Raw genomic sequence first — 24,982 nt, forward strand, 5'->3', positions numbered from 1 at the left:
CGACGGCGCGAGGTGGCAGAATCCGCGCATGGACATCCGCGAGGTCGCGAAGCGCGCGGGCGTGTCGATGGCCACCGTCTCCCGGGCGCTCAACGGCTCCGGCGAGGTCAGCGCCGCCACGCGGCAGCGCGTGCTCGAGATCGCCGACTCGCTCGGCTACCGGCCCAACGCGGCGGCGCGCGCCCTCGTGCGGCGCCGGTCGGACACGGTGGGCCTGCTCTGGGACACGTCGCCGATCACCCACGGACGCAGCCAGCCGTTCCTGCAGGACGTGCTCGTCGGCATCAAGATGGCGCTCGACGAGGCCGGCCTGAACCTGACGCTGCTCTCCACCCGCGACGAGCGCGCCGACGCGTTCTCGCGGATGGCGCGCGAGCACAGCCTCGACGGCATGATCCTCATGGGCGTCGACGCCCGGCACGCGGCGATCGCCTCCCTCGTCGACGCCGGCGTGCCGGCGGTCGGCTTCGACATCCGCCTCGACGGCCCCGCCGCGACCTGGGTCGGATCGGACAACCGCGCCGGCGGATCGTCGGCCGTCGACCACCTCGCCGGGCTCGGCCACCGGCGGATCGCCACGATCACCGGACCGCTGAGCATGCTCGCGGGCTCCGAGCGGCTCGAGGGGTTCCTCGGCCGGGCGGGCGAGCTCGGCATCGACGTGCCGGGGGAGTACATCGAGCACGGCGACTTCTTCCACGCCAGCGGCGTCGAGGCGATGCAGCGGCTGCTGGCGCTGCCGCAGCCGCCGACCGCGGTCTTCGCCGCGAGCGACGAGATGGCGATCGGGGCGCTCCGCGCGATCCTCGACGCGGGCCTCGACGTGCCCGGCGACATCTCGGTGCTCGGCATCGACGACCTGGAGTCGGCGGCGCTCGTGCGGCCGACGCTGTCGACCCTTGCGCAGGATCACCTCGCCCTCGGCCGCACGATCGTCGGGCGCCTCACCGCGCTGATCGAGCGGCGCCGGGCGCAGCCGGATCCCGAGCCGATCGAGGCGGCGCCGACCCTGCTGCCGACGCGCCTGCTCATCCGCGAGTCGACCGGACCCGCGCCGGAGTAGCCCCGGAGCAGCCCTCCCGGCTCCCTGGACATCACCCGGGAGTCGCCCCGCTGGGGTCTTGCCCCCCGTCCGGGGGCCGGCGTAACGTCGCGGTCCGGAAGCGTTTCCGGTCAGGGTGGACCGTCGGGAGTCGACCCATCGGAACGACGAGGAGGTTCTCCGATGACCACACGAACGACGGACTCGGCGCCGAGCAGTCGGACGGCGCCGAGCGCACGGAAGCGGATGCTGCGACGCGGACTGGCAGCACTGGCGGCAGTGGCGGCGGGCATCCCGCTCGCCCTGGTCGGGGCCGGCAGCAGCCAGGCGTCGGCGCCGCCGCCCGGCGACGGCTGGACGCGGGTCTGGACCGACGACTTCGACGGCCCGGCCGGCCAGGCGATCGGCGGCGACTGGTCGCACGAGATCGGCACCGGCTTCGGCACCGGCGAGATCGAGAACATGACCGACAGCACGGCGAACACCGCGCTCGACGGGAACGGCAACCTCGCCATCACGCCGCTGCGGCAGGGCGACGGCAGCTGGACCTCCGGCCGCGTCACCACGAACCGCAACGACTTCGGCGCCCCGGTGGGCGGCGTGCTCCGCGTCGAGGCGTCGCTGCAGATGCCGGACGTGAACGATGCGAACGGCACCGGCTACTGGCCGGCCTTCTGGATGCTCGGCGAGGGCCTCCGTCAGGGCGGCACCTGGCCGCAGATCGGCGAGATCGACATCATGGAGGCCATCAACGGCCGCAACTCCGTATTCGGCACGCTGCACTGCGGCGTCAACCCCGGCGGACCGTGCGGCGAGTCGACCGGCCTCGGCAGCGGCGAGCAGGGCTGCGACGGATGCCGGCAGGGCTTCCACACCTATGCGATCGAGCTCGACCGCTCCACGAGCCCGGAGCAGCTGCGCTGGTACCGCGACGGCGTGAACTACTTCACGCTCGACTCCACCCGCGTCGACCAGCAGACCTGGAACGACGCCACGCACCACGGGTTCTTCATCATCCTCAACGTGGCGATGGGCGGCGGATTCCCCGGCGCCTTCGGGGGAGCGGTGCCGAACGACGCGACCGTGTCCGGCCAGCCGATGAGGATCGACTACGTGAAGGTCGAGACCCGCGGCTGAGCGACGGCTGATCGTCCGATGGGAGGGGACGTGGCAGGGTTGAGACCATGAGCCACGTCCCCTCTCTCGCACTCAACGACGGCCACGAGATCCCGCAGCTCGGCGTCGGGGTCTTCAAGGTCGACCCGGACACCACGGAGCGGAACGTCGCCGAGGCGCTCGAGATCGGCTACCGCCACATCGACACCGCGGCCGCCTACCGCAACGAGGAGGGCGTCGGCCGGGCGATCGCCGCGTCCGGCGTCCCGCGCGACGAGCTCTGGATCACCACGAAGCTCTTCAACGACGCGCACCCCCGCGAGCAGGCGCTCGCCGCCATCGACGAGAGCCTCGGCAAGCTCGGCGTCGAGAGCGTGGACCTGTACCTCATCCACTGGCCGCTGCCGCAGCGCGACGACTACGCGGACACCTGGGGCACGATGATCGACATCCGGTCGGCCGGCAAGGCGAGCTCGATCGGCGTGAGCAACTTCCAGGCCGAGCACCTCGAGCGCATCGTCGACGAGACCGGCATCGTGCCGGCCGTCAACCAGATCGAGCTGCACCCGGCGTTCGCGCAGCGCGAGCTGCGGGCCGTGCACGAGAAGCTCGGCATCGTGACCGAGGCCTGGGGCCCGCTCGGCCAGGGCAAGTACGACCTGCTCGAGCGCGGCCCGATCGTCGCCGCCGCCGAGCACCACGGCGTCAGCGGCGCGCAGGTCGTGCTGCGCTGGCACCTGCAGCACGGCATCGTGATCTTCCCGAAGTCGAGCTCGAAGCACCGCCTCGCGGAGAACTTCGACCTCTTCGGCTTCGAGCTCGACGAGGGCGAGATGGGCGCGATCGACCTGCTCGACGAGCACAAGCGGGTCGGCTCGCACCCCGACGACGTCAACTGATCGCCGTATCCGATGGCTGAGGAGGGCCGTGGACGGCCTTCCTCAGCCGGCGAGTTCGGCGGGCTCGCCTAGAGCTCGACGCGCTCGCCCTTCGGCGTCACGACGAGGAGCCCCGGCGCGTCCGCGAAGGCGGCCTCGAGGGCCGGGCGGTTCTCGCTGAAGTGCTCCCAGTCGTCGGTGTGCACGCCGACCACGGCGGAGACGCCGAGGGTGCCGGCCGCGGCGGCGGCATCCGCGCTGGTGAGCGTGAGGTTGCCGTCGATCGAGGGCACGCGGGCGGCGCCGGCGTTGAGGATGGCGAGGTCGATGTCGGGGAAGTTCTCGGCGATCTGGCCGACCAGCCCGAGCGAGCGGTTGTCGCCCCCGACGTAGACCGTGCGCTCGCCGGGCGCCTGCAGCACGAAGCCGACCACGTCGACGTCGCCGCCGCCCGGAGGCCGGTGCTGCGCCGGCACGACGGTCACGGTCGCGTCGCCGAGCCGGTGGCTCTCCCAGTCGTCGTAGCCGACCACCGAGCCGCCGAACAGGTCGCTCGCGGCAGCGCGGGTGCTCAGCGTGAGCGGGCCCTGGGCGATGAGCTCGAGGCCCTCCCAGTCGAGGTTGTCCTTATGCTGGTGATGCGACAGCAGCACGAGGTCGACGACGCCGAGATCGGCCCGCGCGACGCCCGGTCCGGCGGTCTTCACCAGCGTGGTCGACCCCGGCTCGGAGTAGCTCTGCGGCGGATCGAACGTCGGATCGGTGACGATGCGGAGGCCGGCCCACTCCAGCAGCACGGTGGGTCCGCCGATGTAGGTGACGGCCGTCGTCGACATGCTCCGACTCTAGGCGGTGCGGATGGGGGATCGCTGGCCCGCCGAGCCGTCCGTCCGCCTCACTCGCGGATGCTCAGCGCGAGCCGCGGGCACAGCGCGACCGCCTCCCGTGCCGCGGCCTCGTCGGAGGCCGACGTGCAGGCGGGTCATGAGCGGATCCCCTCGGGCAGGCACATCCCGCGGGCGTGGGCATGCAGGTCCTGGCTGCCGGAGCGGAGCCGGCGCAGCACCTCGCGGCCGTCGAGCTCCGGCATGAGCACATCGAGCACGACGAGATCCGGGCTCCCGGCGCGGATCGCGGCGAGCCCGGCGGCGCCGTCCCCGGCGGTGGTCACGTCGAAGCCGGAGCGCGACAGGTACGGGGCGAGCGCGTCCCGGATGCCGGCCTCGTCGTCCACGAGGAGCACGTGCGGCCGATCCGAGCTCGGAGGGGTGCTCACGCGCTCAGGCTAGCGGGGCGCCGGATCCGCTCAGCGGAGGGTCTTGCGGCTCGTGATCTGGCCGGTGTCGAAGCCGAGCAGGTGGAGGCCGCCGTGGAAGCGGGCGTGCTCGACCTTGATGCAGCGGTCCATCACGACCGTGAGCCCCTTCGACTCGCCGTAGTAGGCCGCCTCCTCGTTCCAGATGCCGAGCTGCACCCAGACCGTCGGAGCGCCGATGGCCACGACGTCGTCGATCACGCTCGGGATGTCGCTCGCCTTGCGGAACACGTCGACGATGTCGGGCACGACGGGCAGGTCCGCGAGGGACTTGTAGACGGGCTGCCCGAGGATCTCGTCGGCGTTCGGGTTCACGAAGTACAGGTCGTAGTCGCTCGACTGCTGCAGGTAGGTCGAGACGAAGAACGACGAGCGCGCCGGGTTCGGCGAGGCGCCCACGATCGCGACCGACTTCGCCCGGCGCAGGATGCCGAGGCGCTCCTTCGCGCTCGGACCCACCCAGGTGCGGTTCGAGCGCAGCAGCTTCGCCAGGGGCGAGTCGGCCGGCAGGTCGCAGGTGAGTCCGTTGCTGAGCTGCGTGGTCTGCAGCGCGGTGTCGGTCATGCCGTCATCCTCTCGCGGGCGGGGTGCTGGGCGCTGGGTGCGGGTGCTGGGTGCCGGCGTCAGGCGCGGGTGGCCGCGTCGAGCGCCTGGTCGAGGTCGGCGATGATGTCGTCCGGGTCCTCGATGCCGACGCTGATGCGCACCAGGCCGGGCTCGACGCCCGCCTCGGCGAGCTGCGTCTCGGTGAGCTGCGCGTGGGTCGTCGACGCCGGGTGGATGACGAGCGTCTTCGCGTCGCCGATGTTCGCCAGGTGGGAGGCGAGGTCGACGCTCTCGATGAACGTCTGCCCGGCGGCGCGGCCGCCGCGCACGCCGAAGGCGAAGACCGAGCCCGGCCCCTTCGGCAGGTACTTCGCGGCGCGCTCGTGGTGCGGGTGCTCCGGGAGGCCGGCCCAGTTCACGTAGTCGACGCGGTCGTCCGCGGCGAGGAACTCCGCGACGGCGCGGGCGTTCTCGACGTGCGCCTGCATGCGGAACGGCAGCGTCTCGACGCCCTGCGCGAGCAGGAACGCCGAGTGCGGCGCCAGCACCGGCCCGATGTCGCGCAGCTGCTCGGCGCGGAGGCGGGTGAGGAACGCGTACTCGCCGAAGTTGCCGTGCCAGTTCAGGCCGCCGTAGTGCGGCACCGGCTGGTCGAACAGCGGGAAGCGGTCGGTGGCCCAGTGGAAGCGGCCGGACTCGACGACGACGCCGCCGAGCGTGGTGCCGTGGCCGCCGAGGAACTTCGTGGCGGAGTGGATGACGACGTCGGCGCCCCACTCGATCGGCCGGTTCAGGTACGGGGTCGGGATCGTCGAGTCGACGATGAGCGGCACGCCAGCCGCGTGCGCGACGTCGGCGAGGGCCTCGAGGTCGGCGATCTCGCCGGACGGGTTCGCGATCGTCTCGACGAAGATCAGCTTCGTCTCCGGGCGGATCGCGGCGGCGTAGTCCGCGGCCTCCGAGGAGTGCACGAACGTCGTCTCGACGCCGAAGCGGCGCAGCGTCACGTCGAGCTGGGTGACGGTGCCGCCGTAGAGCGACGACGAGGCGACGATGTGGTCGCCGGCGCCCGCGAGCGACGCGAACACGATGAACTCGGCGCCGAGGCCGGAGCTCGCGGCGACGGCGCCGAGGCCGCCCTCGAGCGAGGCGATGCGCTCCTCGAAGCTCGCGACCGTCGGGTTCGCCAGGCGGGAGTAGATGTTGCCGTACTTCTGCAGCGCGAACCGGGCGGCGGCGTCCGCGGTGTCGTCGAAGACGAACGCGCTCGTCTGGTAGATCGGCAGCGCGCGGGCGCCGGTCACCGGGTCCGGGATGTTGCCGGCGTGGATGGCGCGGGTGCGGAACCCGTACTCGCGGTCGGACGATGCAGCAGGCATGCTCCCACGCTACCGGCGGCCGCGGCACGCCACCGCCGTCGTGCAACCGGGCGTCACGCGCGGCGCGCGGTCGGCGGCGGGTCGGTCAGATCCAGCTGCGGATCCAGTAGTGGGCGCGCAGGAACCACTCCGGGATGCGGGTGCCGGTCCACATCGGGTACCAGAACGCGCTCAGCGCGACGCAGACGGCCAGGAACACCCCGACGGTGGTCAGCCCGACGCGACGCCGCGACGGATCGCCCCGTGGCGGGCCCATCAGCGAGACCAGCGCGGCGGCGAGCGCGAGCATCATGAACGGCTCGAAGACGATCGTGTAGAACTGGAACACCGTGCGGGCGAGGTAGAGCATCCACGGCAGGTAGCCCGCCGCGATCCCCACCAGCACGAAGCCCATCCGGGCGTCGCGGTAGCGGATGAGGCGCACGAGCGCGTAGCCCAGCGCGGCGGTGCCGGCCCACCAGATCAGCGGGTTCGCGATACCGGTGATGGCGCCCATCGTGCCGTCGCCGTAGTCGCGGTAGTACATGCTCGTCGGCCGCACGAGCAGCAGCCAGGTGAGCGGATTCGCCTGATACGAGTGCGGATCGTGCTCGTTGACGTGGAACCCGTACATCTCCGCCTGGTAGTGCCACCAGTTCTGGAACCAGTACGGCACCCACGACAGCCCGCCGCTCCAGGCCGCGCTCGGGACGGTCTGCTCCACCCACTGGCGGAAGTAGCCGCCGGACGTCGCGAACCATCCCGCCCAGCTCGCGACGTTGACGGCGAGCGCGATCGGCACGGTGAGCAGGAAGCTGACCGGCCCCTGGCGCAGCACGGTCCCGGAGAGCCAGAACTCGAGCCCGAGGCGGCGCCGGGCGAGCACATCCGTCGCCACCGTGTACACGGCGAACACGGCGAGCAGGTACAGGCCGCTCCACTTGACGGCACTCGCGGCGCCGAATGCGAGCCCCGCGGCGAGCAGCCACGGCCGCCACCACAGCACCGGACCCCAGTCGACGCGCCGATGCTCGAGCTCGCGCCGCGTCACCCACGCCTCGAGCCTGCGCTGCGTCCACGCGCGATCGAGCAGCACCGCCCCCGCACCGAGCAGCCCGAACAGCGCGACCGAGTTGTCGAGCAGCGCCACGCGGCTCATCACGATCGCGTTGCCGTCGATCGCGAGCAGCCCGCCCGCCAGCACCGTGACGAGCGTCGAGCGGAACAGCCGCTTCGCGATGAGCATGGTCAGCACGACGAGCGCGATGCCGACGAGCGCCGTCACGATCCGCCAGCCGACCCCGCTGCCGCCGCCGAACACGAGCATGCCGAGCGCGATCATCCACTTGCCGAGCGGCGGATGCGCGACGAAGGACGGCGACGTGCCAGGGTCGGCGGGGATGCCGGACTTGAACAGCCCGTCGGACCCCTCCGGCCAGGAGGTCTCGTAGCCCCGGTGCAGGATCGCCCAGGCGTCCTTCACGTAGTAGGTCTCGTCGAAGACGAGCTCGTGGGGCTCGCCGAGGTTCCAGAGCCGGAGCGCGGCCGCGATCGCCGTGACGGCGATCGGCGCCCCGACCCGCCAGAGCCGCTGCGCGCCAGGATCCTCCATCGTGCGCGACCACCAGGCGTCGACCCGGGTCGCGGGCCCGGCGAGCGCGGTGCTCGCGGTGGCCCCCGCGGCCGCGGCGGCGGCCGCCATCCGGTCGGCGAACGGCAGGTGCACCCGGGCGCGGCCGTCGTCGTCGAGGGCGCGGTCGAACTCGCCGCCGCGGCCGTCGTCGAGTGTGCCGTCGCGGCCCGTGTCGACCCGGTGCGCGGGTCGGGCCTCCCGCTCGGGCTCGGCGGGGCGGTCGCTCGTCACCCCCGAATGCTAACCAGGGCGCGGGTGGCCGGACTGCGTACGCTCGGGGCGTGATCATCCTCGCCGCCACCCCGATCGGCAATCTCGGCGACGCGAGCCGCCGGCTGGTGGACGCGCTCGAGGCCGCCGAGGTGGTCGCTGCGGAGGACACCCGGATGGCCGTGCAGCTCATGCGCGGACTCGGCGTCGAGAACCGTCCCCGCCTCGTCGCGCTGCACGAGCACAACGAGGTGCAGAAGGCCGGGGAGCTCGTCCAGGCGGCGCGGGAGTCCGATCTGCTCGTGCTGACGGATGCCGGCACGCCGGCCGTGAGCGACCCCGGCTTCGCGCTCGTCACCGCCGCCATCGCGGCGGGTGTCACGGTGACCGGGCTGCCGGGACCGAGCGCTGTGCTCGCCGCCCTGACCCTCAGCGGCCTGCCGACCGACCGCTTCGCCTTCGAGGGCTTCCTGCCCCGGCGCGGGCGGGTGTCCGCGCTGGCGCCGCTCGCGGGGGAGCAGCGCACGCTCGTGTTCTTCGAGTCGCCGCACCGGGTCGGCGACAGCCTCCGCGACCTCGCGACGGCGTTCGGCCCGGACCGCCCCGCCGCGGTGTGCCGCGAGCTCACGAAGCTGCACGAGGAGGTCGCCCGCGGCACCCTCGCTGAGCTGGCCGAGCGCTTCGCGGAGGGCGCGCGCGGCGAGATCGTGATCGTCGTCGGCGGCGCGCCGCCGCGGCAGGCGGACCTGCCGTCCGCCGTGGCCGAGGTGCTCGCGCTCGCCGCCGACGGCGCGCGCCTCAAGGACGCCGCGGCGCAGGTGTCCGCGGGCACCGGGCTCGGCCGCCGTGAGCTGTACGAGGCGGCGCTCCGCGCCCGCTGATCGGCGAGCCGTCCTAGCGGGCGGCAGTCGGCGTCCGGAGCCGCTGGAAGGCCGCGGACGACGCGCGCCCCACCCGCCGGGCGAGCCGGTGGGAGGGCTGCTCGACGAGGCGGGAGAACAGCTCGGCGATGCCGAGCGCGACCGCGAGGCTGATGAGCAGGCGCGCGGGCGGCGCCCACTCGCCGACGAGTCCGTCGATCGCGATGATCACGGGCACGTGCACGAGGTAGACGCTGAACGAGACGCGGCCGAGCCAGCGGAAGAACGCGGTGGAGAGCAGCGAGCGCGCCGGCGGCCAGTACGCCGCGACGAGCACGAGCCCGGTCGCGCCGAGGGGCTGGATGCCGAGCAGCAGCGACTGCCCGCGCGGCGGCCCGCCGAGCAGTCCCCACGCGGTCCAGTGGATGCCGAGCAGCAGCAGCGACAGCACGAGCACCGCGAGCCCGCCCCAGCGCAGCGTCCGCCGGTGCGCCGGATCCGCCGCCCAGGCGACGAGCCGCTCGTGATGCACGGCGATGAGGCAGCCGATCAGGAAGACCGGCAGGAACTGCAGCGACCCGTTGCCGAGGTACTGGCCGGCGACGCAGGCGGCGACGAGCGCGACGACAGCGGGCAGCCAGAGCCGGCGGATCGCCACAGCGACGATCACGGCGATCGGCAGCAGCAGGGAGAAGAGCACCTCCCAGCGCAGCGTCCAGAGCACGTTGTTCAGCGCGTTGTCGCCGAACAGCAGGTCCATGCCCGACACCGTGCGCGGGAGGTCGAAGCCGGTGAAGCGGTACGCCTGCACCCAGAGGCTCGTCGTGCCGGCCGTCGACCACCCGGTGGCGAGCACCCAGACCGCGCTGAGCAGCACGGAGGCGATGGCGGGCAGGTAGAGCCGCACCATCCGCAGCGGGTAGTACGCGCCCCAGTCGTAGTCGGCGCCTCGGCGCAGCACCGGCAGGGTCAGCACCACGCCGCTGAGCACGAAGAAGACGAGCACCGCCTCCGGTCCGGCGATGAGCAGCTGCGCCGGCGTCGAGGTGAGCCACCAGACGGCCGAGCCGGTCGGCGGATGCTGCGCCGTCGGCACGATCCAGGTGTCGGAGAACGGGCGGAGGGTCAGCGACAGGTGGTGCAGCACCACGATGATCGCGGCGAGCCCGCGGAGCCCGTCGAGCGAGGTGAGCCGGCCGGACGCGGGGGTGGTCGAGGCGCCGTCCACGGCGGTCGGCGGGGTCGGCATGGGAAGGACTCTATGCCGCCGCCCGCGCCCTCCGGGGGAGCCCGGAGGACGGAACGGTCTGCGCCCCGTTCGCGGACCTACCGGCGGGGAGCGCGCTTCCCTACCCTCGCCTCATGGTTGCCACCCGAATGGCGCCCATCGCCGCACTGACCCTGGCGCTGCCCATGGTCATGCTCCTCGCCGCGTGTGCGCCCACCACCTGCACCGATCCGTCCAGCGTCAAGGTCGTCGTCGACGACCAGGACGCCGTGTCCCTCTCGTGCCTCGACGGCTGCGCCGACGACGTCACGATCGAGCAGCTCGGCTCCGCCGCCGATCGGACGTGGCGCCTCACGTTCGACGGCACGCCGCCGGAGCGCTTCACCGTCGCCGCCCAGGACGACACCGGCCGCGCGATCGCCCGCGCGGCGCTCGCGCCGGACTGGAAGACCGATGCCGGCACCTGCGGGGCCTGGTCGGACGACCTCCGGGTCGAGGTCGACGGCTGAGCGCGCCGCGTCGGCCGGGCGGCCCCCGCCCGGTAACACGACGAGCCGCCGTCTAGAATCGGGGAATGCCCTCGGGTGATTCCTTCTACGTCGCGACGCCGATCTTCTACGTGAACGACGTGCCCCACATCGGGCACGCCTACACGGAGGTCAGCGCCGACATGCTCGCGCGCTGGCACCGCCAGCGCGGCGACGACACCTGGCTGCTCACGGGCACCGACGAGCACGGCGAGAAGATCCTCCGCACCGCCACCGCGAACGGCGCGACCCCGCAGGAGTGGGCGGACCAGCTCGTCGAGAACGCCTGGAAGCCGCTGCTCGAGACGGTCGACATCGCGAACGACGACTTCATCCGCACCACGGACGACCGCCACGTGCAGGGCGTGCTGACGTTCATCCAGCAGCTCCACGATGCCGGCCACATCTACCGCGGCGAGTACGAGGGCTTCTACTGCGTCGGCTGCGAGGAGTACAAGCAGCGCGACGAGCTCGTGCTCACCGAGGTCGGCGACTACGCGGGCGAGCTGGTGTGCGCCATCCACTCGCGTCCCGTCGAGATCCTCAAGGAGACGAACTACTTCTTCCGGATGAGCGCGTTCCAGGACCGCCTGCTCGAGCTGTATCGGGAGCGGCCCGACTTCGTGCAGCCCGAGAGCGTGCGGAACGAGATCATCCGCTTCGTCGAGCAGGGGCTCTCCGACCTCTCCATCTCGCGCACCAGCTTCGACTGGGGCGTGCAGGTGCCGTGGGATCCGGCGCACGTCGTCTACGTCTGGTTCGACGCGCTGCTGAACTACATCACCGCGACGGGCTACGGCACCGACGAGGCGACGTTCGCCCGCCGCTGGCCGGCAGTGCAGATCGTCGGCAAGGACATCGCCCGCTTCCACGCCGTGATCTGGCCCGCGATGCTCATGGCCGCGGGCCTCGAGGTGCCGAAGCACGTCTTCGGCCACGGCTGGCTGCTCGTCGGCGGCGAGAAGATGTCCAAGTCGAAGCTGACCGGCATCGCGCCGAGGCAGATCACCGACACCTTCGGGTCGGACGCCTTCCGCTACTACTTCCTGCGCGCGATCTCGTACGGCCAGGACGGCTCGTTCAGCTGGGAGGACATCTCGGCGCGCTACCAGGCGGAGCTCGCGAACGGCTTCGGCAACCTCGCCTCGCGGGTGATCGCGATGATCGGGCGGTACTTCGACGGCGCGATCCCCGAGCCGGGCGAGCTGACGGAGGCCGACGCGGCGCTGCTCGCCGCGCCCGACCTGCTCGCCGCCGAGGCGGATGCCGCCGTCGAGCGCTTCGCGATCCACGAGGCCATCGCCCGCATCTGGACGCTCGTCGACGACCTCAACGGCTACATCACCGACACCGAGCCGTGGGCGCTCGCGAAGGACCCGGCGACGGCGGAGCGCCTGCGCACCGTGCTGCACGTCGCGGTCCGCGTGCTCGGCGCCACCGGCATCCTGCTGTCGCCCGTGCTCACGAAGGCGACCGAGCGGCTCTGGAGCTCGCTCGGCGGCGTCGGGGAGCTCCGCGCGCAGCAGATCCTCGAGCCCGGGGCCTGGACGTCCACCGGCACCGTGACACCGCTCGAGTCGCCGCTCTTCCCGCGCATCGATCCGGAGGCCGTGCCGACCCTGCCGGGAGCGCCCGCCGCCGCGGGCGTCGCGTGAGCGACCCGGCGTACCCGCCGCTGCCGGAGGCGCTCGTCGTCCCGGTCTACGACAACCACACCCATCTCGAGATGAGCGCGGACGGCGAGGGCCTCGAGTACCGCGACGCCCTCGGCCGCGCCTCGAGCGTCGGCGTGCGCGGCGTCGTGCAGGTGGGCACCGACCTCGAGTCCTCGCGCTGGGGCGTCGAGGTCGCGGCGCGCGAGCCGCGCGTGCTCGCGGCCGTGGCGCTGCATCCGAACGAGGCGCCGCGGCTCGCGGAGGAGGGCGTGCTCGACGACCAGCTCGCCGAGATCGACCGCCTGGCGGGCGAGCCGCGGGTGCGCGCCGTCGGCGAGACCGGCCTCGACTTCTTCCGCACCGAGGGCGAGGACGGGATCGCGGCGCAGATCCGCTCCTTCGAGGCGCACATCGAGATCGCGAAGCGGCACGACCTCGCGCTGCAGATCCACGACCGCGACGCCCACGAGGAGGTCGTCCGCACGCTCGACCGGGTCGGCGCCCCCGAGCGGACGGTGTTCCACTGCTTCAGCGGCGACGCGGACTTCGCGCGGCTCGTGGCGGAGCGCGGCTGGTACCTCTCGTTCTCGGGCACCGTCACGTTCAAGAACGCCCAGCCGCTCCGCGACGCGCTCGAGGCCATCCCGCGCAGCCGGATCCTCGTCGAGACGGATGCGCCCTACCTCACGCCGACGCCGCACCGCGGGCGGCCGAACTCCGCCTACCTGCTGCCCTGGACCGTGCGGTCGATGGCGGCGACGCTCGGCACCGACGCCTCGATGCTCGCGGCGCAGATCTCCTCGACCACCGAGCAGGTCTACGGGCGCTGGGACGACGAGCCGGTCGCGCCGCCGCCGGGTCCCTTCGACGAGCACCCCGAGGGTGCTCCCGGTCCGCGGTGAGCCGCGCGTGACGACGACCCTGCTGGGACCGGCCGAGGTGCGCGACCTCGCCGAGCTGCTCGACGTGCAGCCCACGAAGAAGCTCGGGCAGAACTTCGTGCACGACGCGAACACCGTGCGCCGCATCGTCCGGATCGCCGGCGTCGAGTCGGGCGATGCCGTGCTCGAGGTCGGACCCGGGCTCGGATCGCTGACACTCGGGCTGCTCGAGGCCGGCGCCCGCGTCACCGCGGTCGAGATCGACCGGCGCCTCGCCGCGCAGCTGCCGGTCACGGTCGCCCAGCTCGCGCCGGATGCCGACCTCACGGTGGTCACGGACGACGCGCTGCGCATCACGACGCTGCCCGAGCCGCCGCGCCGGCTCGTGGCCAACCTGCCGTACAACGTGTCGGTGCCGGTGCTGCTGCACCTGCTGGCCGCCTTCCCGGGCATCGAGTCGGCGCTCGTCATGGTGCAGGCCGAGGTCGGCGAGCGGATCGCCGCGCGGCCCGGATCGAAGATCTACGGCGGTCCGTCGGCGAAGGCCGCCTGGTACGGCGCGTGGTCGCTCGCCGGCTCGGTGTCGCGCCAGGTCTTCTGGCCCGTGCCGAACGTCGACTCCGTGCTCGTGGCGTTCCACGCCGCCCCGCCGCCCGGCGACGAGGCGGAGCGGGTCGCGACCTCCGCGATCATCGACGGCGCGTTCGGCCAGCGCCGCAAGATGCTGCGCCAGGCGCTCGCCGACGCGCTCGGCGGATCGGCAGCGGCCTCGGCCGTCATCGAGTCGGCCGGGCTCGATCCGACCGCACGCGGCGAGCAGCTGTCGCTCGCCGACTTCCTCGCGATCGCACGGGCGGCGTCCGCGGCCGCTGCCTCCGGGGGTCCGGGCGCGCCCTGAGCCGCACCGCAGAGGAGTCATCCTCGCGTCGGCTAACGTGAATCCATGACCACCCCCGGGCGAGCGGCCGTGCGAGCCAAGGCGCCCGGGAAGGTGAACGTGTTCCTCCGTGTGGGTGCCGTCATGGACGATGGCTACCACGACGTGGCGATCGCGTACCAGGCGCTCTCGCTCGCCGAGGAGGTGCGGGTCACGCCGGCCTCCGAGTTCAGCGTCTCCGTCACGGGCTCCGTCGACATCAGCCGCGTGCCGCTCGATCAGACGAACATCGCGATCGTCGCCGGCCGCATGCTGCAGGAGCACACCGGCTACTCCGGCGCCGCGCGCATCGAGATCGACAAGCACGTGCCGGTGACCGGCGGGATGGGCGGCGGGTCCGCGGACGCCGCCGCGACCCTGCTCGCGCTCGACTCGCTGTGGGGCACCGACCTCAGCCGCGAGGACCTCTTCACCCTGGCCCGTCGGCTGGGTGCCGACGTGCCGTTCGCCCTCACCGGCGGCACGGCGATCGGCACCGGCCGCGGCGACGAGCTCTCGCCGGCGCTCGCCCAGGGGAGCTACCAGTGGGTGCTCGCGCTCGCGGACTTCGGGCTCTCGACGCCCGAGGTCTACCGCGAGCTCGACCAGCACCGCGAGCGGCACGCGCTCGACATCACGCCGGCGGATCCGCGTCCCGTCGTCGACTCCGACGTGCTGCACGCGCTCCGCGCCGGCGACCCGCGGATGCTGGCGGAGGTGCTGCACAACGACCTCCAGGCGCCGGCCCTGCACCTCGAGCCCTCGCTCGCGCAGACCCTCGAGCTCGGCGAGGCGAACGGCGCGCTCGCGGGGGTCGTGTCGGGCTCGGGCCCGACGGTCGCGTTCCTCGCGGCCGACCTCGACTCCGCGCTCGAGCTGCAGGTCGCGCTGTCGGCCGCGCGGCTGACGGTCGTGCGCGCCACGGGCCCGGTGCACGGCGCCCGCCTGCTGCCGGACTGAGCGTCCGCCGCCCTCCGCTCCGACGATTCCGCGCCGGGCACCGCGCCCGCCTAGGCTCGGAGCCCGTGGCCCATCTGCTGGGAGCCGAGCGGCTCCACCTCGAGTACCCGACGAAGGTCGTCTTCGACGAGGTGACCGCGGGGATCGCCGACGGCGACCGGATCGGCGTCGTCGGCCGCAACGGCGACGGCAAGTCGACCCTGCTGCGGCTGCTCGCCGGACGGCAGGAGCCGGACGCCGGGCAGGTCACCCGGCGCGGCGGGCTGACGTTCGGCATGCTCGACCAGTCCGACCGGCTGCCGGAGGACGAGACCGTCGGCCACGCGATCGTCGGCGACCGGCTCGAGCACGAGTGGGCGGGCGACGCCCGCGTGCGCGACGTGCTCGGCGGGCTGCTCGTCGGCATCCGCTTCGACCAGCGCATCGGCGAGCTCTCCGGCGGGCAGCGGCGCCGCGTGAACCTGGCCGCGGTGCTCACCCGCGAGTGGGACGTCGTGCTGCTCGACGAGCCGACGAACCACCTCGACGTCGAGGGCGTCGCCTGGCTCGCCGAGCACCTCAAGCGGCGCTGGTCGGCGAACCGCGGCGGGCTGGTGGTCGTGACGCACGACCGGTGGTTCCTCGACGAGGTCTCGACCACGACATGGGAGGTGCACGACCGGCTCATCGAGCCGTTCGAGGGCGGGTACGCGGCCTACGTGCTGCAGCGCGTCGAGCGCGACCGGATGGCGGCCGCCGCCGAGTCGAAGCGCCAGAACCTCATGCGCAAGGAGCTCGCCTGGCTGCGCCGCGGCGCCCCGGCCCGCACCGCGAAGCCGAAGTTCCGCATCGACGCGGCGAACCAGCTCATCGAGGACGTCCCGCCGCTGCGCGACCGGGTCTCGCTGCAGAACCTCGCCGTCTCCCGGCTCGGCAAGGACGTCGTCGACCTGCTCGACGCCGGCGTGGACGTGCCGGACACGGAGGCCGCCGGCGGCACCCGCGTCGTGCTGCGCGACGTGGAGTGGCGCATCGCCCCCGGCGAGCGGACCGGCGTGCTCGGCGTGAACGGCGCGGGCAAGTCGACGCTGCTCGGCCTCGTCGCCGGCACCGTCGCGCCGACCTCCGGCCGGGTGAAGCGCGGCACCACCGTGCGCATCGGGATGCTCGACCAGCGCCTCGCGGAGCTCGAGGAGATCGCCGACGACCGCGTGCGCGACGTCGTCGGCCGCTACCGCACGACCTACCAGGTGGGCGGCGTCGAGCTGACCCCTGGTCAGCTGCTGGAGCGGCTCGGCTTCCCGACCGAGCAGCTGTCGTCGCGCGTGAAGGACCTCTCCGGCGGGCAGCGCCGCCGCCTCCAGCTGCTCATGGTGCTGCTCGACGAGCCGAACGTGCTCATCCTCGACGAGCCGACGAACGACCTCGACACCGACATGCTCGCCGCGCTGGAGGACCTGCTCGACTCGTGGCCCGGCACGCTGCTCGTCGTCTCGCACGACCGCTACCTCATCGAGCGCGTCACCGACCAGCAGTACGGCGTGCTCGACGGCCGGCTGCGGCACCTGCCCGGCGGCGTCGAGGAGTACCTGCGCCTGCGTCGGGACGCCCCGGCCGGCACGGGTGCTGCCGGGCCGGCGACGCGGGGGAGCGCGGGCGCTGCGCCGTCGTCCGGCTCGTCGGGGGCACCGGCCTCCTCGTCGAGGCTGTCGCCCGGCGGAGCGGAGCGGCGCGCGGCGGAGAAGGAGCTCGCCTCCCTCGACCGACGGCTCGCGAAGCAGGGCGACGCGATCACGGCGAAGCACGCCGCGTTCGCGACCGCCGATCAGTCGGACTTCGAGCTGCTCGCCCGGATGCAGCAGGAGCTCTCCGACCTCGAGCGCGAGGCCGCGGCGGCGGAGGAGCGCTGGCTCGAGCTCAGCGAGCTGCTGGAGGGCTGAGTTCCCAGTCGCACCAATGCTGCGCATCGGTGCGACTGCGCCGGTACGTTCCGCGGCACTCGGGACATTCCGCGGCGCTCGCGGAGACGGATGTCCCCGCCAGTAGCCTGAGCCGCATGGGCGCGACGAACGACCGCTACCACCGGCTGCACACCAGGGAGAGCGGATCCGCGCTCGAGCGGATGGTGTTCTTCAGCGACGCCGTGTTCGCGATCGCGATGACGCTGCTGGTGATCGACATCCGGATCCCGGAGGCCGTCCGCGGTCCGGAGATCGGCTCGGCGCTGCTCGAGGCGCTGCCGCAGATCGCCGCCTACGCGATCAGCTTCTACGTGATCGCCGCGAACTGGGTCGCGCACCACCGCAAGTTCACCGCGATCACGGCGATCGACAGCTCGATGATCTGGATCAACCTCGTGCTGCTGTTCCTCATCGCCTTCGTGCCGTTCCCGACGTCGCTGCTCAGCGGTCACGGCGACACCCCGCTCGTCGCGGTGCTGCTCTACGACGGGGTGATGGCCGCGGTCGGCATCATGCAGATGCTGCTGTGGGTCTACGCCTGGCGTCGCGACTTCGTCGACCGTCGCCGCATCGACGATCAGCTCTACCGGCTCATCAACGTGAACCTGCTCGTGACCCCGGTCGTGTTCCTGCTCTCCATGCCGGTCGCGCTGCTCGAGCCGTCGTGGGGCATGTACTTCTGGCTCCTGCTGATCCCGGCGAACATCGTCGTCGGGCGCGGCGTCTACGAGCCGCGGCACCGCCCGCACAAGCACCGCGAGGGCGACGGGGCGGACTCCGGCGGGCATCCGGACGCGGCGACGCCGTCCGTCTGAGCGCCCGGCTCAGTCGAAGTCGAGGCTGAGCTTGCGCAGCAGCGCCGCGAGCCGCTCCTGGTCGGCGCCCGGCAGTCCGGCGAGCAGGTCGCGCTCGGCCTCGAGCAACAGGCTGATCGCGCGGTCGACGCGCTCGCGGCCCGCCTCCGTCATGACGACGAGGATGCCGCGGCCGTCGTGCGGATCGGTGCGCCGCTCGACGAGGGCGCGCTCGACGAGCCGGTCGATGCGGTTCGTCATCGTGCCGGACGACACGAGGGTCTGCTGCAGCAGGGCCTTCGGACTCAGCTGCGCCGGGGTGCCCGCGCGGCGCAGGGCGCTGAGCACGTCGAACTCCCACGGCTCGAGGTCGGAGGCGTCGAACGCCGCGCGCCGCGCCCGGTCGAGGTGCTTCGCGAGGCGCGCGACGCGGGAGAGCACCTGCAGCGGCGCGAAGTCGAGGTCGGGGCGCTCACGCGCCCAGTCCTCGACGATGCGGTCGACCTCGTCGCTGGCGGGCATCCCGTCATTCTGGCAGGGTGCGCTCGCCGACGGCCGCGGCGGGCCGGACCGGTGACGCGGTCCGACCCGCCGCGAGCGGATGCCGGGGCTCAGGCCGCCTCGGCGACGGACTCCTGCGCGGCCTCCTCGACCCGCACCGGCGAGGTCTCGGGGGAGGCGCCGGTGCCCGGCCGGCGGCGGTCCCGCACGACGGCCATGAGCACGGCCGTGGCGAGGGTCAGCACGACGAGCACCGCGAACGCGGTGTCGTACGCGCCCTCCTTCGGCAGTCCGTCCGCACCGGCCGAGCCGAATACGATCGCGCTGACGGCGGATGAGCCGACCGCGCTGCCGATGGTGCGGAGGTTGGCGTTGACCCCGCTCGCGACGCCGGTCTGGTCGGCAGGAGCGGACTGCACCACGATGCTCGCGGTGGCCGCGTAGGCCAGGCCGACGCCGGCGCCGAACAGCAGGCCGATCGCGGCGACCTCGATGATGCTCGTGTGCAGCAGCACGGTGAGGGCGATCGCGACGGCCATCGCCATCGAGCCGACGGCGAGCTGGGTGCGCAGGCCGAGCACGCGTCCGATCCGCCCGGTCAGGAACCCGGCCGCCGACATCGCGATGAGCATCGGCAGCAGCGCGAAGCCGGACTGCGCGACGGTGGCGCCGAGGCCCCAGCCGCTCGCGGTCGGCGTCTGCAGGAACTGCGGCAGGTAGCCCCAGTAGCCGAAGACCGCGCCGCCGACGAGCAGCGAGGCGAGGTTGGCCGGCCAGATGCGCCGGTCGAGCATGAGGCGGATGTCGACGAGCGGCTCGTGGGAGCCGAGCTCGACGACCACCCACGCGGCGAGCAGCACCGCGGCGGCGGCGAACAGGCCGAGCACGCCGGGCGAGGTCCAGCCCCAGCGGGCGCCGGAGCTCAGCGGCAGCAGCAGCGCGACGAGCCAGCCGGAGAGCAGGACCGCCGCCGGGATGTTCACGCGCCCGGCGGCCCGCGTGCCGGTGCTCGGCACGGCGAGGAGGGTGGCGATGCCGCCGATCACGCTGATCGCGAGCGGCACGAGGAACAGCCCGCGCCAGCCGAGGAGCGTCGAGAGCGGACCCGCGGCGACGCTGCCCGCCGCGCCGCCGATGCCGATGACGGCGGAGAGGGCGCCGATCGAGCCGGGCACGCGCTCGAGCGGGACGGCGTCGCGGATGATGCCGAACGCGAGCGGGAACAGCGCGCCGCCGGCGCCCTGGAGCACCCGGGCGATGAGGAGCGTGCCGAGGTCGGGCGACGCGAACGCGACCAGGTCGCCGACGGCGACGACGGCGAGCACCACGAGGAAGACGGTGCGGCGTCCGCGGAGGTCGCCCACCCGGCCGAGCAGAGGGGTCGCCACTGCGGCGGCGACGAGCCAGGCGGTGAGCGTCCAGGCCGCGGCCTCCGAGCTGACGCCGAGGTCGTCGCGGATCAGCGGGATGAGCGGGATGACGAGGTTCTGCAGGGAGGCGAGGGACGCGACGCTGACGGCGACCGCGAGGAACGCCCAGCGCGGCCGGGCGGGCGGGCCGGACGCGCCGGCGCGGGTGCCGGACGTGCCGGCGGGAGAGGTGACGGTGGTCACGGGATCCTCTCGAGGGTTCGAGGCGGAGTGGGGCGGAGCGGGCGGGACGCCCGGGCCGTGCGTATACTGGAGACCGGCTCCGATCGGAGGGGGCCTCCGGTTACGGATCGAGCGTAGCGGAGGCGGCCTCCGGTTCGCAAGCCCGATCTCGAATCCGATCCCATGCGAGCCCAGGAGGATGACATGGACGTCATCGATCTGACCGCCGGTCTGGGCGTGCAGCGGCCCACCCGCTCGGACGCCGCCCGCAACTACGACGCGCTCATCGCCGCCGGCCGCGAGGCCTTCGCGGAGCACGGCAGCGCCGCCTCGCTCGAGGACATCGCGCGTCGTGCGGGCGTCGGCATCGGCACCCTCTACCGCAACTTCCCGACGCGCGATGCGCTCGTCGAGACCCTCTACGTGCAGGAGGTCTCGGAGGTCGCTCGCGCCGCCGCGGAGTCCGGCGAGTCCGAGGCTTGGGCGGCGCTCGAGCACTGGCTCCAGCGCTTCGTGCAGTACGTCGGCACGAAGCAGGCGCTCGTCGAGGGCCTGAACCGTGATTCGCCGGTCTTCGGCGCCTGCCGTCAGGTGCTCTACACGGCGGGGGAGCCGCTGCTCGAGCGCGCCCAGGAATCCGGCGCCGCGCGCTCCGAGCTCAGCATCAGCGACGTCGTCCGACTCGTCTCGGGCGTCGCCGCAGTCAGCACCTACGACGACGCGGCGCAGCGCGACCGCGTGCTCGGCCTGGCGATCGACGCGATCCGAGCCCGCTGACCGCCGCGGCCCCGCGGATGGCTGAGCCGCCTCCGGGTGGCTGAGCCTGTCGAAGCCCCGCCTCATGGGAAACTGACCCTGCGCTCCCGAGCGCGGTCCGCTGTGGTGTAACGGCAGCACGACGGCCTTTGGAGCCGTGAGGTCCAGGTTCGAATCCTGGCGGCGGAGCGGGCGGGCCGTCGAACGGCCGACGCGGACCGGCGAGCCGATCAGACGGGCGCGACCCTGGTCGCGCGGAACGCGAAGCCGTCCTGCTCGAACGCCTCCCATTCGAGCAGCACCGGCATGCCGGCGAGGAGGGTCCGGTGGCCCTCGACGTCGAGGTTCGAGAAATGCGCCCAGCACCCGCCGGGGGTCACGGGGGAGTCGACCACGCCCCAGCCCTCGGCGTCGTGCCACTCGCGGACGACGGCGCGGACGTGCCCGTCGCGCACCGCGCGGGCCGCGGCCTCGGCATCGCGGCGGTCGCGGGATCTCGACATGGCGTCACCCTAGGCCGCACCGCACCGCACCGCACCGCACCGCACCGCACCGCACCGCACCGCCGCCGGCGCCCAGGCAGAGTCAGCCCACCAGCCCGCGCGCGATCAGGCTGTCCGCCGACGCGAGGATCGCCTCGCGCGCGGGGCGCGGCTGCACGCCGAGGATGCCGCGAAGCCGGGCGTCGGAGACCTGCTTCACGAAGCCGAGGTCCGCGGCGACCGAGCGGAGGTTCGGGTCCTTCACGGCCATCGCCTTCACCACGAGGTCCGGCACGCGCTTCGTCGGCACCTTCGCCGCGGCGTCGCCGAGCTCCGACCGCAGCAGCGCGCCGATCTCGCGGAGCTCGATCGCATCCTCGCCCGTCGTGACGAGGATGCGCCGGCCTGCGGCGTCCGACGCCGTGACGGCCGCCGCGTGCGCGGCCGCGACGTCGCGCACGTCGACGATCGGCACGAACATCCGCGGGAAGGCGGGGAAGCCGCCGGAGAGCATCCGCTGCACGATGTGGTTCGCACCGGAGACGCCCGAGCCGAGCAGCGGACCCATCACGGCGACGGGGAGGAGCGTCACCAGCTCCAGGCCGCGGCCCTCCCGCTCGACGAACTCCCACGCGGCGCGCTCGGACAGGATCTTGCTGCGGCCGTACGCGTCGACGCCCGGACCGTGCAGCGGCGACCAGTCGTCCTCGGTGAAGACGCCGTGGTCGTGCGGCTGGCCGAAGCCCACCGCGTGGAAGGCGGAGGTCAGCACGACCCGGCGCACGCCCGCGTCGCGCGCCGCGGCGAGCACGCGGAGGGCGCCCTCGCGCGCCGGGCGGATCACATCGTCCTCGTCGACGACGTCGTCGATGTGCACGGGCGACGCGACGTGGAGCACCGTGTCGACGCCCGCGACCGCGTCGGCCCAGCCGGCGTCGTCGAGGAGGTCGGCCGCGGTGAACTCGAGCGCATCGCCCCGGGTCATGCCGGCGGCCGCGAGCTGCTCGCGCACCGCCGCCTGCCGGTCGAGCGAGCGCACCGTCGTGCGGACCGCGTGCCCCTCCTCGAGGAGTCGGAGGATGACGTGGCCGGCGATGAAGCCCGACCCGCCCGTGACGAGCACCCGCTGCAGTTCCATGCGCCCATGCTCCGGCGCCATGCGGGCGCCGACCAGCACCGTGCCGTTCCTGGGAGTGCGGGGACCAGGATGCGGACCCGCCGCTCGCGCTCAGTCGTCGAACGCGCCCCAGCAGATCGCGCTGCGCCGGCGCTGGTCGTCGAGCACGAGGTCGCGAACCTCGTCCGGGATCCGCTCGCGCTGCCAGTCGCGCTCGCGCCGACGGACCGCCTCCGCCCGCGCCGCTCCGACCGGACCCGTCGCGCAGGAGGCCGCACGGATGGCGTAGGCCGCGGCGCCGAGGTCGTGTGCGGCGACGTGCGCCACGGCGCAGGCCTGTCCGACGGCGAGCGCCGCGAAGCGCGCGGGGTCCGGCAGCCCCGAGCCGACGGCGCTGCCGGAGAGCGCCGTCCGCGCGACGCCCATCGGCACCTCGCCCCGGATCCAGGCCCTGGCGACCTCGAGCGCCGCGCGCGGGCGCGGGTCGTCGGCACGCTCGGCCTCGAACAGGCCGACCACGTGCTCGGCGCAGACGACGGACCAGGCCGCGAGCGCGCGGTGGTGCTCGTCGGTCAGCGTGCCGCCGCGCCGGATCGTGACGAGCCGCGGGTCGCGCTCGGCGGGCAGGATCGGCATGCCGCCATCCTCGTCCGTGTCGGCGACGGGGTGCATCCTGACGGCATGACGACGGCAGCGACATCAGGGCGGAGCGGACCGCCGTGACCGAGCGCAACCGCGTCACGCCGCTCGGCGACCTCGAGGCGATCCCGTTCCGCGGCGCGTGGACCGGCAACCGCGGAGGCCTCCACGAGGGCGCGGGGCGTGCCGCCGAGATCGTCCGGTACTCCCGCGGCGATCTCTGGATCATCTGCGCGCTCGACTTCCGTGGACGGCGCTCCGAGCTCTACCGGCCCGGGCGGTTCACCTGGCTGTTCTTCGCGGACGAGGCCCAGGCGCTCGCCGCGGGCCACCGGCCGTGCGGCGAGTGCCGGCACGACGCGTACCAGCGCTTCGTCGCCGCGTGGCAGGACGGTCTCGGCGGCCCGCGCCCGAGCGCCGGCGACCTGAACCGGCGGCTGCAGCGCGAGCGGATGGCGCCCGGATCGCGCGGCTTCGCCGGGCGCAAGCGGCTGCATCCGGTGCCCTGGCGCGACCTGCCGGACGGCGCGTTCGTCGTGCTCGACGAGCTGCCGGAGACACCGGCCCTCGTGCTCGGCGACGCGATCGTCCCCTGGCTCCGCGACCGGTACGGCGCGCCGCGACCACGTCCGCGGTCCGGCGCCGCGACCGCCGCGACCCCGCCGGCGTCGCTCGCCGTGCTCGCCTCCGGATATCCCGTGCAGATCGACCGGACCGCGCTCGGAGCGCACATGCGACGTAGCAATTCTGATTGACTCGTTTCAAACGAATCGATCCGAGGAGGTATCGACGTGGGCGTTCGCGTCACGGTCTGGAACGAGCACCGTCAGGAAGTCACGGACGAGGCGGTGAAGGCCGTCTATCCGGACGGCATCAGCGCCGCGATCGCGGAGGGGCTGCGCGAGAACGGCATCGACGAGGTGCGCACCGCGAACCTCGACGAGCCGGAGCAGGGCGTCTCCGACGAGGTGCTCGACGCGACGGATGTGCTGTTCTGGTGGGGTCACGTCGCACACGACGAGGTGACCGAGGAGACGGTGCAGCGCGTGCAGAAGCGCGTGCTGCAGGGCATGGGGCTCGTGGTGCTGCACTCCGGGCACTACTCGAAGATCTTCAAGCGGATGCTGGGCACCTCCGGTGATCTCGGCGGGGTCCGCGAGGAGGGCGAGGTCGAGACGCTCTGGGTGACGGCGCCCGGGCATCCGATCGCCGAGGGCATCGACAAGTCGATCCGCCTCGAGCACGAGGAGATGTACGGCGAGTACTTCGACGTGCCGGAGCCGGAGACGACGGTGTTCGTCAGCTGGTTCGCCGGGGGCGAGGTGTTCCGCAGCGGTCTGGCCTACACGCGGGGTCGCGGACGGGTGTTCTACTTCCGTCCGGGGCACGAGACGCACCCCGCGTACCACCACCCGGAGATCCGCAAGGTGCTCGCGAACGCGGCCCGCTGGACGGCGCGCGCGTAGCACGGCGTGACGTTTCCCGCGGAATCGTATAGATTCTCAGGCAACCGCGTTCGCGGGAACTCCATCGTTCGGCCGAAGGGCTGTTCCATCCGGAAGCAGCGGCTGTGCCGACTCCATCCGCACCCCACGGCATCGTGATCACCGACCCGGCCCGACCGGGTCACCACCGATCCCGGGGTGCGCATCGGAACCCGTCGTGCATCAGCCTGCGCGCGGTCGCACCCGCGACCGCATCGCGCTGACTGCTTCAAGTCCACCGTCCGTCAACGACACAGACTCCACAGAGAGAGAAGAGAGACATCATGGCAACCGGAACCGTCAAGTGGTTCAACAGCGAGAAGGGCTTCGGCTTCATCGCTCCCGACGAGGGCGGCGAGGACGTCTTCGCCCACTTCTCCAACATCGCGTCGTCCGGCTTCCGGACGCTCGAGGAGAACGCTCGCGTGCAGTACGACGTGGGTGCGGGCAAGAAGGGCCCCCAGGCGGAGAACATCACCGTCATCTCCTGACACCACTCGGAGCGCCCCGGCACCGACCCGCAGCAGCGGGATCGGCCGGGGCGCTTCCGCG

General features: G+C 73.1%; 26 protein-coding genes and 1 tRNA gene. 16 read left to right on the plus strand and 11 right to left on the minus strand.

All coding sequences use genetic code 11. The annotated features are described in order from the left end of the window. Positions 1–28 precede the first annotated feature (28 nt). From AC1RSJ_RS14495 to AC1RSJ_RS14505, 3 genes are all read left to right on the plus strand, one after another. On the plus strand, positions 29–1,063 hold the full coding sequence (locus AC1RSJ_RS14495; RefSeq protein WP_493119141.1) for a LacI family DNA-binding transcriptional regulator: 1,035 nt from the start codon (positions 29–31) through the stop codon (positions 1,061–1,063). Positions 1,064–1,225: 162 nt separating this feature from the next. Beyond that, a complete protein-coding gene (locus AC1RSJ_RS14500) occupies positions 1,226–2,179 on the plus strand; it encodes a LamG domain-containing protein (protein ID WP_493119142.1) in 954 nt (317 codons plus the stop codon). Positions 2,180–2,226: 47 nt separating this feature from the next. Beyond that, a complete protein-coding gene (locus AC1RSJ_RS14505) occupies positions 2,227–3,057 on the plus strand; it encodes an aldo/keto reductase (RefSeq protein ID WP_493119143.1) in 831 nt (276 codons plus the stop codon). Between the two features lie 68 nt (positions 3,058–3,125). Here AC1RSJ_RS14505 and AC1RSJ_RS14510 read toward each other — a convergent pair whose 3' ends face one another. From AC1RSJ_RS14510 to AC1RSJ_RS14530, 5 genes are all read right to left on the minus strand, one after another. Further along, positions 3,126–3,872, minus strand: coding sequence for an MBL fold metallo-hydrolase (locus AC1RSJ_RS14510; RefSeq protein WP_493119144.1), 747 nt, complete (start codon positions 3,870–3,872; stop codon positions 3,126–3,128). Positions 3,873–4,018: 146 nt separating this feature from the next. After that, positions 4,019–4,312 (minus strand): response regulator transcription factor, encoded by a 294-nt coding sequence (locus AC1RSJ_RS14515; protein WP_493119145.1) that lies wholly within the window; start codon positions 4,310–4,312, stop codon positions 4,019–4,021. Between the two features lie 30 nt (positions 4,313–4,342). Continuing rightward, the gene (locus AC1RSJ_RS14520; protein ID WP_493119146.1) at positions 4,343–4,915 is read right to left on the minus strand and encodes a CoA-binding protein; all 573 of its coding nucleotides are present in this window, start codon (positions 4,913–4,915) and stop codon (positions 4,343–4,345) included. 59 nt (positions 4,916–4,974) lie between these two features. Continuing rightward, positions 4,975–6,276: an O-acetylhomoserine aminocarboxypropyltransferase/cysteine synthase family protein gene (locus tag AC1RSJ_RS14525; RefSeq protein ID WP_493119147.1), complete on the minus strand. Its 1,302-nt coding sequence runs from the start codon at positions 6,274–6,276 to the stop codon at positions 4,975–4,977. A gap of 85 nt (positions 6,277–6,361) precedes the next feature. Then, positions 6,362–8,119 (minus strand): dolichyl-phosphate-mannose--protein mannosyltransferase, encoded by a 1,758-nt coding sequence (locus tag AC1RSJ_RS14530; protein WP_493119148.1) that lies wholly within the window; start codon positions 8,117–8,119, stop codon positions 6,362–6,364. 50 nt (positions 8,120–8,169) lie between these two features. Here AC1RSJ_RS14530 and rsmI point away from each other — a divergent pair, with 50 nt between their 5' ends. Next, positions 8,170–8,979, plus strand: coding sequence for a 16S rRNA (cytidine(1402)-2'-O)-methyltransferase (gene rsmI / locus AC1RSJ_RS14535; protein ID WP_493119149.1), 810 nt, complete (start codon positions 8,170–8,172; stop codon positions 8,977–8,979). Between the two features lie 13 nt (positions 8,980–8,992). Here the strand turns inward: rsmI and AC1RSJ_RS14540 are convergent, their stop codons facing one another. Then, on the minus strand, positions 8,993–10,207 hold the full coding sequence (locus AC1RSJ_RS14540) for an acyltransferase family protein (protein WP_493119150.1): 1,215 nt from the start codon (positions 10,205–10,207) through the stop codon (positions 8,993–8,995). A 113-nt stretch (positions 10,208–10,320) separates the two neighbouring features. Between AC1RSJ_RS14540 and AC1RSJ_RS14545 the strand changes: the two genes are divergently transcribed. The 7 genes from AC1RSJ_RS14545 (at position 10,321) to AC1RSJ_RS14575 (ending at position 17,880) form a co-directional block, all read left to right on the plus strand. Next, positions 10,321–10,695 (plus strand): hypothetical protein, encoded by a 375-nt coding sequence (locus tag AC1RSJ_RS14545; RefSeq protein WP_493119151.1) that lies wholly within the window; start codon positions 10,321–10,323, stop codon positions 10,693–10,695. A 65-nt stretch (positions 10,696–10,760) separates the two neighbouring features. Further along, positions 10,761–12,368, plus strand: coding sequence for a methionine--tRNA ligase (metG, locus tag AC1RSJ_RS14550; RefSeq protein WP_493119152.1), 1,608 nt, complete (start codon positions 10,761–10,763; stop codon positions 12,366–12,368). Then, positions 12,365–13,270 carry a TatD family hydrolase gene (locus AC1RSJ_RS14555; protein WP_493119153.1) on the plus strand — a complete coding sequence of 302 codons (906 nt, stop codon included), beginning with the start codon at positions 12,365–12,367 and terminating at the stop codon, positions 13,268–13,270. The genes metG and AC1RSJ_RS14555 overlap by 4 nt, the downstream gene beginning before the upstream one ends. Positions 13,271–13,277: 7 nt before the next feature. After that, positions 13,278–14,147 carry a 16S rRNA (adenine(1518)-N(6)/adenine(1519)-N(6))-dimethyltransferase RsmA gene (gene rsmA / locus AC1RSJ_RS14560; protein WP_493119154.1) on the plus strand — a complete coding sequence of 290 codons (870 nt, stop codon included), beginning with the start codon at positions 13,278–13,280 and terminating at the stop codon, positions 14,145–14,147. A gap of 45 nt (positions 14,148–14,192) precedes the next feature. Next, a complete protein-coding gene (locus AC1RSJ_RS14565; RefSeq protein ID WP_493119155.1) occupies positions 14,193–15,125 on the plus strand; it encodes a 4-(cytidine 5'-diphospho)-2-C-methyl-D-erythritol kinase in 933 nt (310 codons plus the stop codon). A 65-nt stretch (positions 15,126–15,190) separates the two neighbouring features. Continuing rightward, positions 15,191–17,044, plus strand: a complete 1,854-nt coding sequence (locus AC1RSJ_RS14570; RefSeq protein ID WP_493119156.1) for an ABC-F family ATP-binding cassette domain-containing protein — start codon at positions 15,191–15,193, stop codon at positions 17,042–17,044. A 116-nt stretch (positions 17,045–17,160) separates the two neighbouring features. Next, positions 17,161–17,880 carry a TMEM175 family protein gene (locus AC1RSJ_RS14575; RefSeq protein ID WP_493119157.1) on the plus strand — a complete coding sequence of 240 codons (720 nt, stop codon included), beginning with the start codon at positions 17,161–17,163 and terminating at the stop codon, positions 17,878–17,880. A gap of 9 nt (positions 17,881–17,889) precedes the next feature. On the opposite strand, the gene AC1RSJ_RS14580 is transcribed toward AC1RSJ_RS14575, so the two are convergent. Together AC1RSJ_RS14580 and AC1RSJ_RS14585 are read right to left on the minus strand one after the other, a co-directional pair. After that, positions 17,890–18,381 carry a MarR family winged helix-turn-helix transcriptional regulator gene (locus tag AC1RSJ_RS14580; RefSeq protein ID WP_493119158.1) on the minus strand — a complete coding sequence of 164 codons (492 nt, stop codon included), beginning with the start codon at positions 18,379–18,381 and terminating at the stop codon, positions 17,890–17,892. Positions 18,382–18,470: 89 nt separating this feature from the next. Then, positions 18,471–19,973, minus strand: coding sequence for an MFS transporter (locus tag AC1RSJ_RS14585; RefSeq protein WP_493119159.1), 1,503 nt, complete (start codon positions 19,971–19,973; stop codon positions 18,471–18,473). Between the two features lie 183 nt (positions 19,974–20,156). Between AC1RSJ_RS14585 and AC1RSJ_RS14590 the strand changes: the two genes are divergently transcribed. Together AC1RSJ_RS14590 and AC1RSJ_RS14595 are read left to right on the plus strand one after the other, a co-directional pair. Further along, positions 20,157–20,729, plus strand: a complete 573-nt coding sequence (locus AC1RSJ_RS14590; RefSeq protein ID WP_493119160.1) for a TetR/AcrR family transcriptional regulator — start codon at positions 20,157–20,159, stop codon at positions 20,727–20,729. A gap of 96 nt (positions 20,730–20,825) precedes the next feature. Next, positions 20,826–20,897, plus strand: a tRNA-Gln gene (locus AC1RSJ_RS14595). A gap of 41 nt (positions 20,898–20,938) precedes the next feature. Here the strand turns inward: AC1RSJ_RS14595 and AC1RSJ_RS14600 are convergent. From AC1RSJ_RS14600 to AC1RSJ_RS14610, 3 genes are all read right to left on the minus strand, one after another. Further along, complete coding sequence (locus AC1RSJ_RS14600; RefSeq protein ID WP_493119161.1) at positions 20,939–21,211, minus strand: hypothetical protein; 273 nt, start codon at positions 21,209–21,211, stop codon at positions 20,939–20,941. Positions 21,212–21,293: 82 nt separating this feature from the next. Continuing rightward, positions 21,294–22,328: an NAD-dependent epimerase/dehydratase family protein gene (locus AC1RSJ_RS14605; protein WP_493119162.1), complete on the minus strand. Its 1,035-nt coding sequence runs from the start codon at positions 22,326–22,328 to the stop codon at positions 21,294–21,296. Between the two features lie 90 nt (positions 22,329–22,418). Beyond that, positions 22,419–22,943, minus strand: a complete 525-nt coding sequence (locus AC1RSJ_RS14610) for a putative immunity protein (RefSeq protein WP_493119163.1) — start codon at positions 22,941–22,943, stop codon at positions 22,419–22,421. A gap of 83 nt (positions 22,944–23,026) precedes the next feature. On the opposite strand from AC1RSJ_RS14610, the gene AC1RSJ_RS14615 reads away from it, so the two are divergent. The 3 genes from AC1RSJ_RS14615 to AC1RSJ_RS14625 all read left to right on the plus strand — a co-directional run bounded on the left by AC1RSJ_RS14615 (position 23,027) and on the right by AC1RSJ_RS14625 (position 24,921). Next, complete coding sequence (locus tag AC1RSJ_RS14615) at positions 23,027–23,701, plus strand: hypothetical protein (protein WP_493119164.1); 675 nt, start codon at positions 23,027–23,029, stop codon at positions 23,699–23,701. A gap of 36 nt (positions 23,702–23,737) precedes the next feature. Further along, complete coding sequence (locus AC1RSJ_RS14620) at positions 23,738–24,412, plus strand: ThuA domain-containing protein (RefSeq protein ID WP_493119165.1); 675 nt, start codon at positions 23,738–23,740, stop codon at positions 24,410–24,412. Between the two features lie 302 nt (positions 24,413–24,714). Next, the gene (locus AC1RSJ_RS14625; RefSeq protein WP_493119166.1) at positions 24,715–24,921 is read left to right on the plus strand and encodes a cold-shock protein; all 207 of its coding nucleotides are present in this window, start codon (positions 24,715–24,717) and stop codon (positions 24,919–24,921) included. Positions 24,922–24,982 lie beyond the last annotated feature (61 nt).

It is taken from the genome of Schumannella sp. GW821-FHT10F01 (assembly GCF_058809295.1).

Excerpts from the sequence above, each read along its gene's own strand:
- AC1RSJ_RS14580 (WP_493119158.1), bottom strand. The coding sequence starts at position 18,381 with ATGCCCGCCAGCGACGAGGTCGACCGCATCGTCGAGGACTGGGCGCGT.
- AC1RSJ_RS14625 (WP_493119166.1), top strand. The coding sequence starts at position 24,715 with ATGGCAACCGGAACCGTCAAGTGGTTCAACAGCGAGAAGGGCTTCGGC.
- AC1RSJ_RS14575 (WP_493119157.1), top strand. The coding sequence starts at position 17,161 with ATGGGCGCGACGAACGACCGCTACCACCGGCTGCACACCAGGGAGAGC.
- AC1RSJ_RS14600 (WP_493119161.1), bottom strand. The coding sequence starts at position 21,211 with ATGTCGAGATCCCGCGACCGCCGCGATGCCGAGGCCGCGGCCCGCGCG.
- AC1RSJ_RS14545 (WP_493119151.1), top strand. The coding sequence starts at position 10,321 with ATGGTTGCCACCCGAATGGCGCCCATCGCCGCACTGACCCTGGCGCTG.
- AC1RSJ_RS14565 (WP_493119155.1), top strand. The coding sequence starts at position 14,193 with ATGACCACCCCCGGGCGAGCGGCCGTGCGAGCCAAGGCGCCCGGGAAG.
- AC1RSJ_RS14520 (WP_493119146.1), bottom strand. The coding sequence starts at position 4,915 with ATGACCGACACCGCGCTGCAGACCACGCAGCTCAGCAACGGACTCACC.
- AC1RSJ_RS14495 (WP_493119141.1), top strand. The coding sequence starts at position 29 with ATGGACATCCGCGAGGTCGCGAAGCGCGCGGGCGTGTCGATGGCCACC.
- AC1RSJ_RS14525 (WP_493119147.1), bottom strand. The coding sequence starts at position 6,276 with ATGCCTGCTGCATCGTCCGACCGCGAGTACGGGTTCCGCACCCGCGCC.
- metG (WP_493119152.1), top strand. The coding sequence starts at position 10,761 with ATGCCCTCGGGTGATTCCTTCTACGTCGCGACGCCGATCTTCTACGTG.
- AC1RSJ_RS14500 (WP_493119142.1), top strand. The coding sequence starts at position 1,226 with ATGACCACACGAACGACGGACTCGGCGCCGAGCAGTCGGACGGCGCCG.
- AC1RSJ_RS14610 (WP_493119163.1), bottom strand. The coding sequence starts at position 22,943 with ATGCCGATCCTGCCCGCCGAGCGCGACCCGCGGCTCGTCACGATCCGG.
- AC1RSJ_RS14510 (WP_493119144.1), bottom strand. The coding sequence starts at position 3,872 with ATGTCGACGACGGCCGTCACCTACATCGGCGGACCCACCGTGCTGCTG.
- AC1RSJ_RS14540 (WP_493119150.1), bottom strand. The coding sequence starts at position 10,207 with ATGCCGACCCCGCCGACCGCCGTGGACGGCGCCTCGACCACCCCCGCG.
- AC1RSJ_RS14505 (WP_493119143.1), top strand. The coding sequence starts at position 2,227 with ATGAGCCACGTCCCCTCTCTCGCACTCAACGACGGCCACGAGATCCCG.
- AC1RSJ_RS14590 (WP_493119160.1), top strand. The coding sequence starts at position 20,157 with ATGGACGTCATCGATCTGACCGCCGGTCTGGGCGTGCAGCGGCCCACC.
- AC1RSJ_RS14605 (WP_493119162.1), bottom strand. The coding sequence starts at position 22,328 with ATGGAACTGCAGCGGGTGCTCGTCACGGGCGGGTCGGGCTTCATCGCC.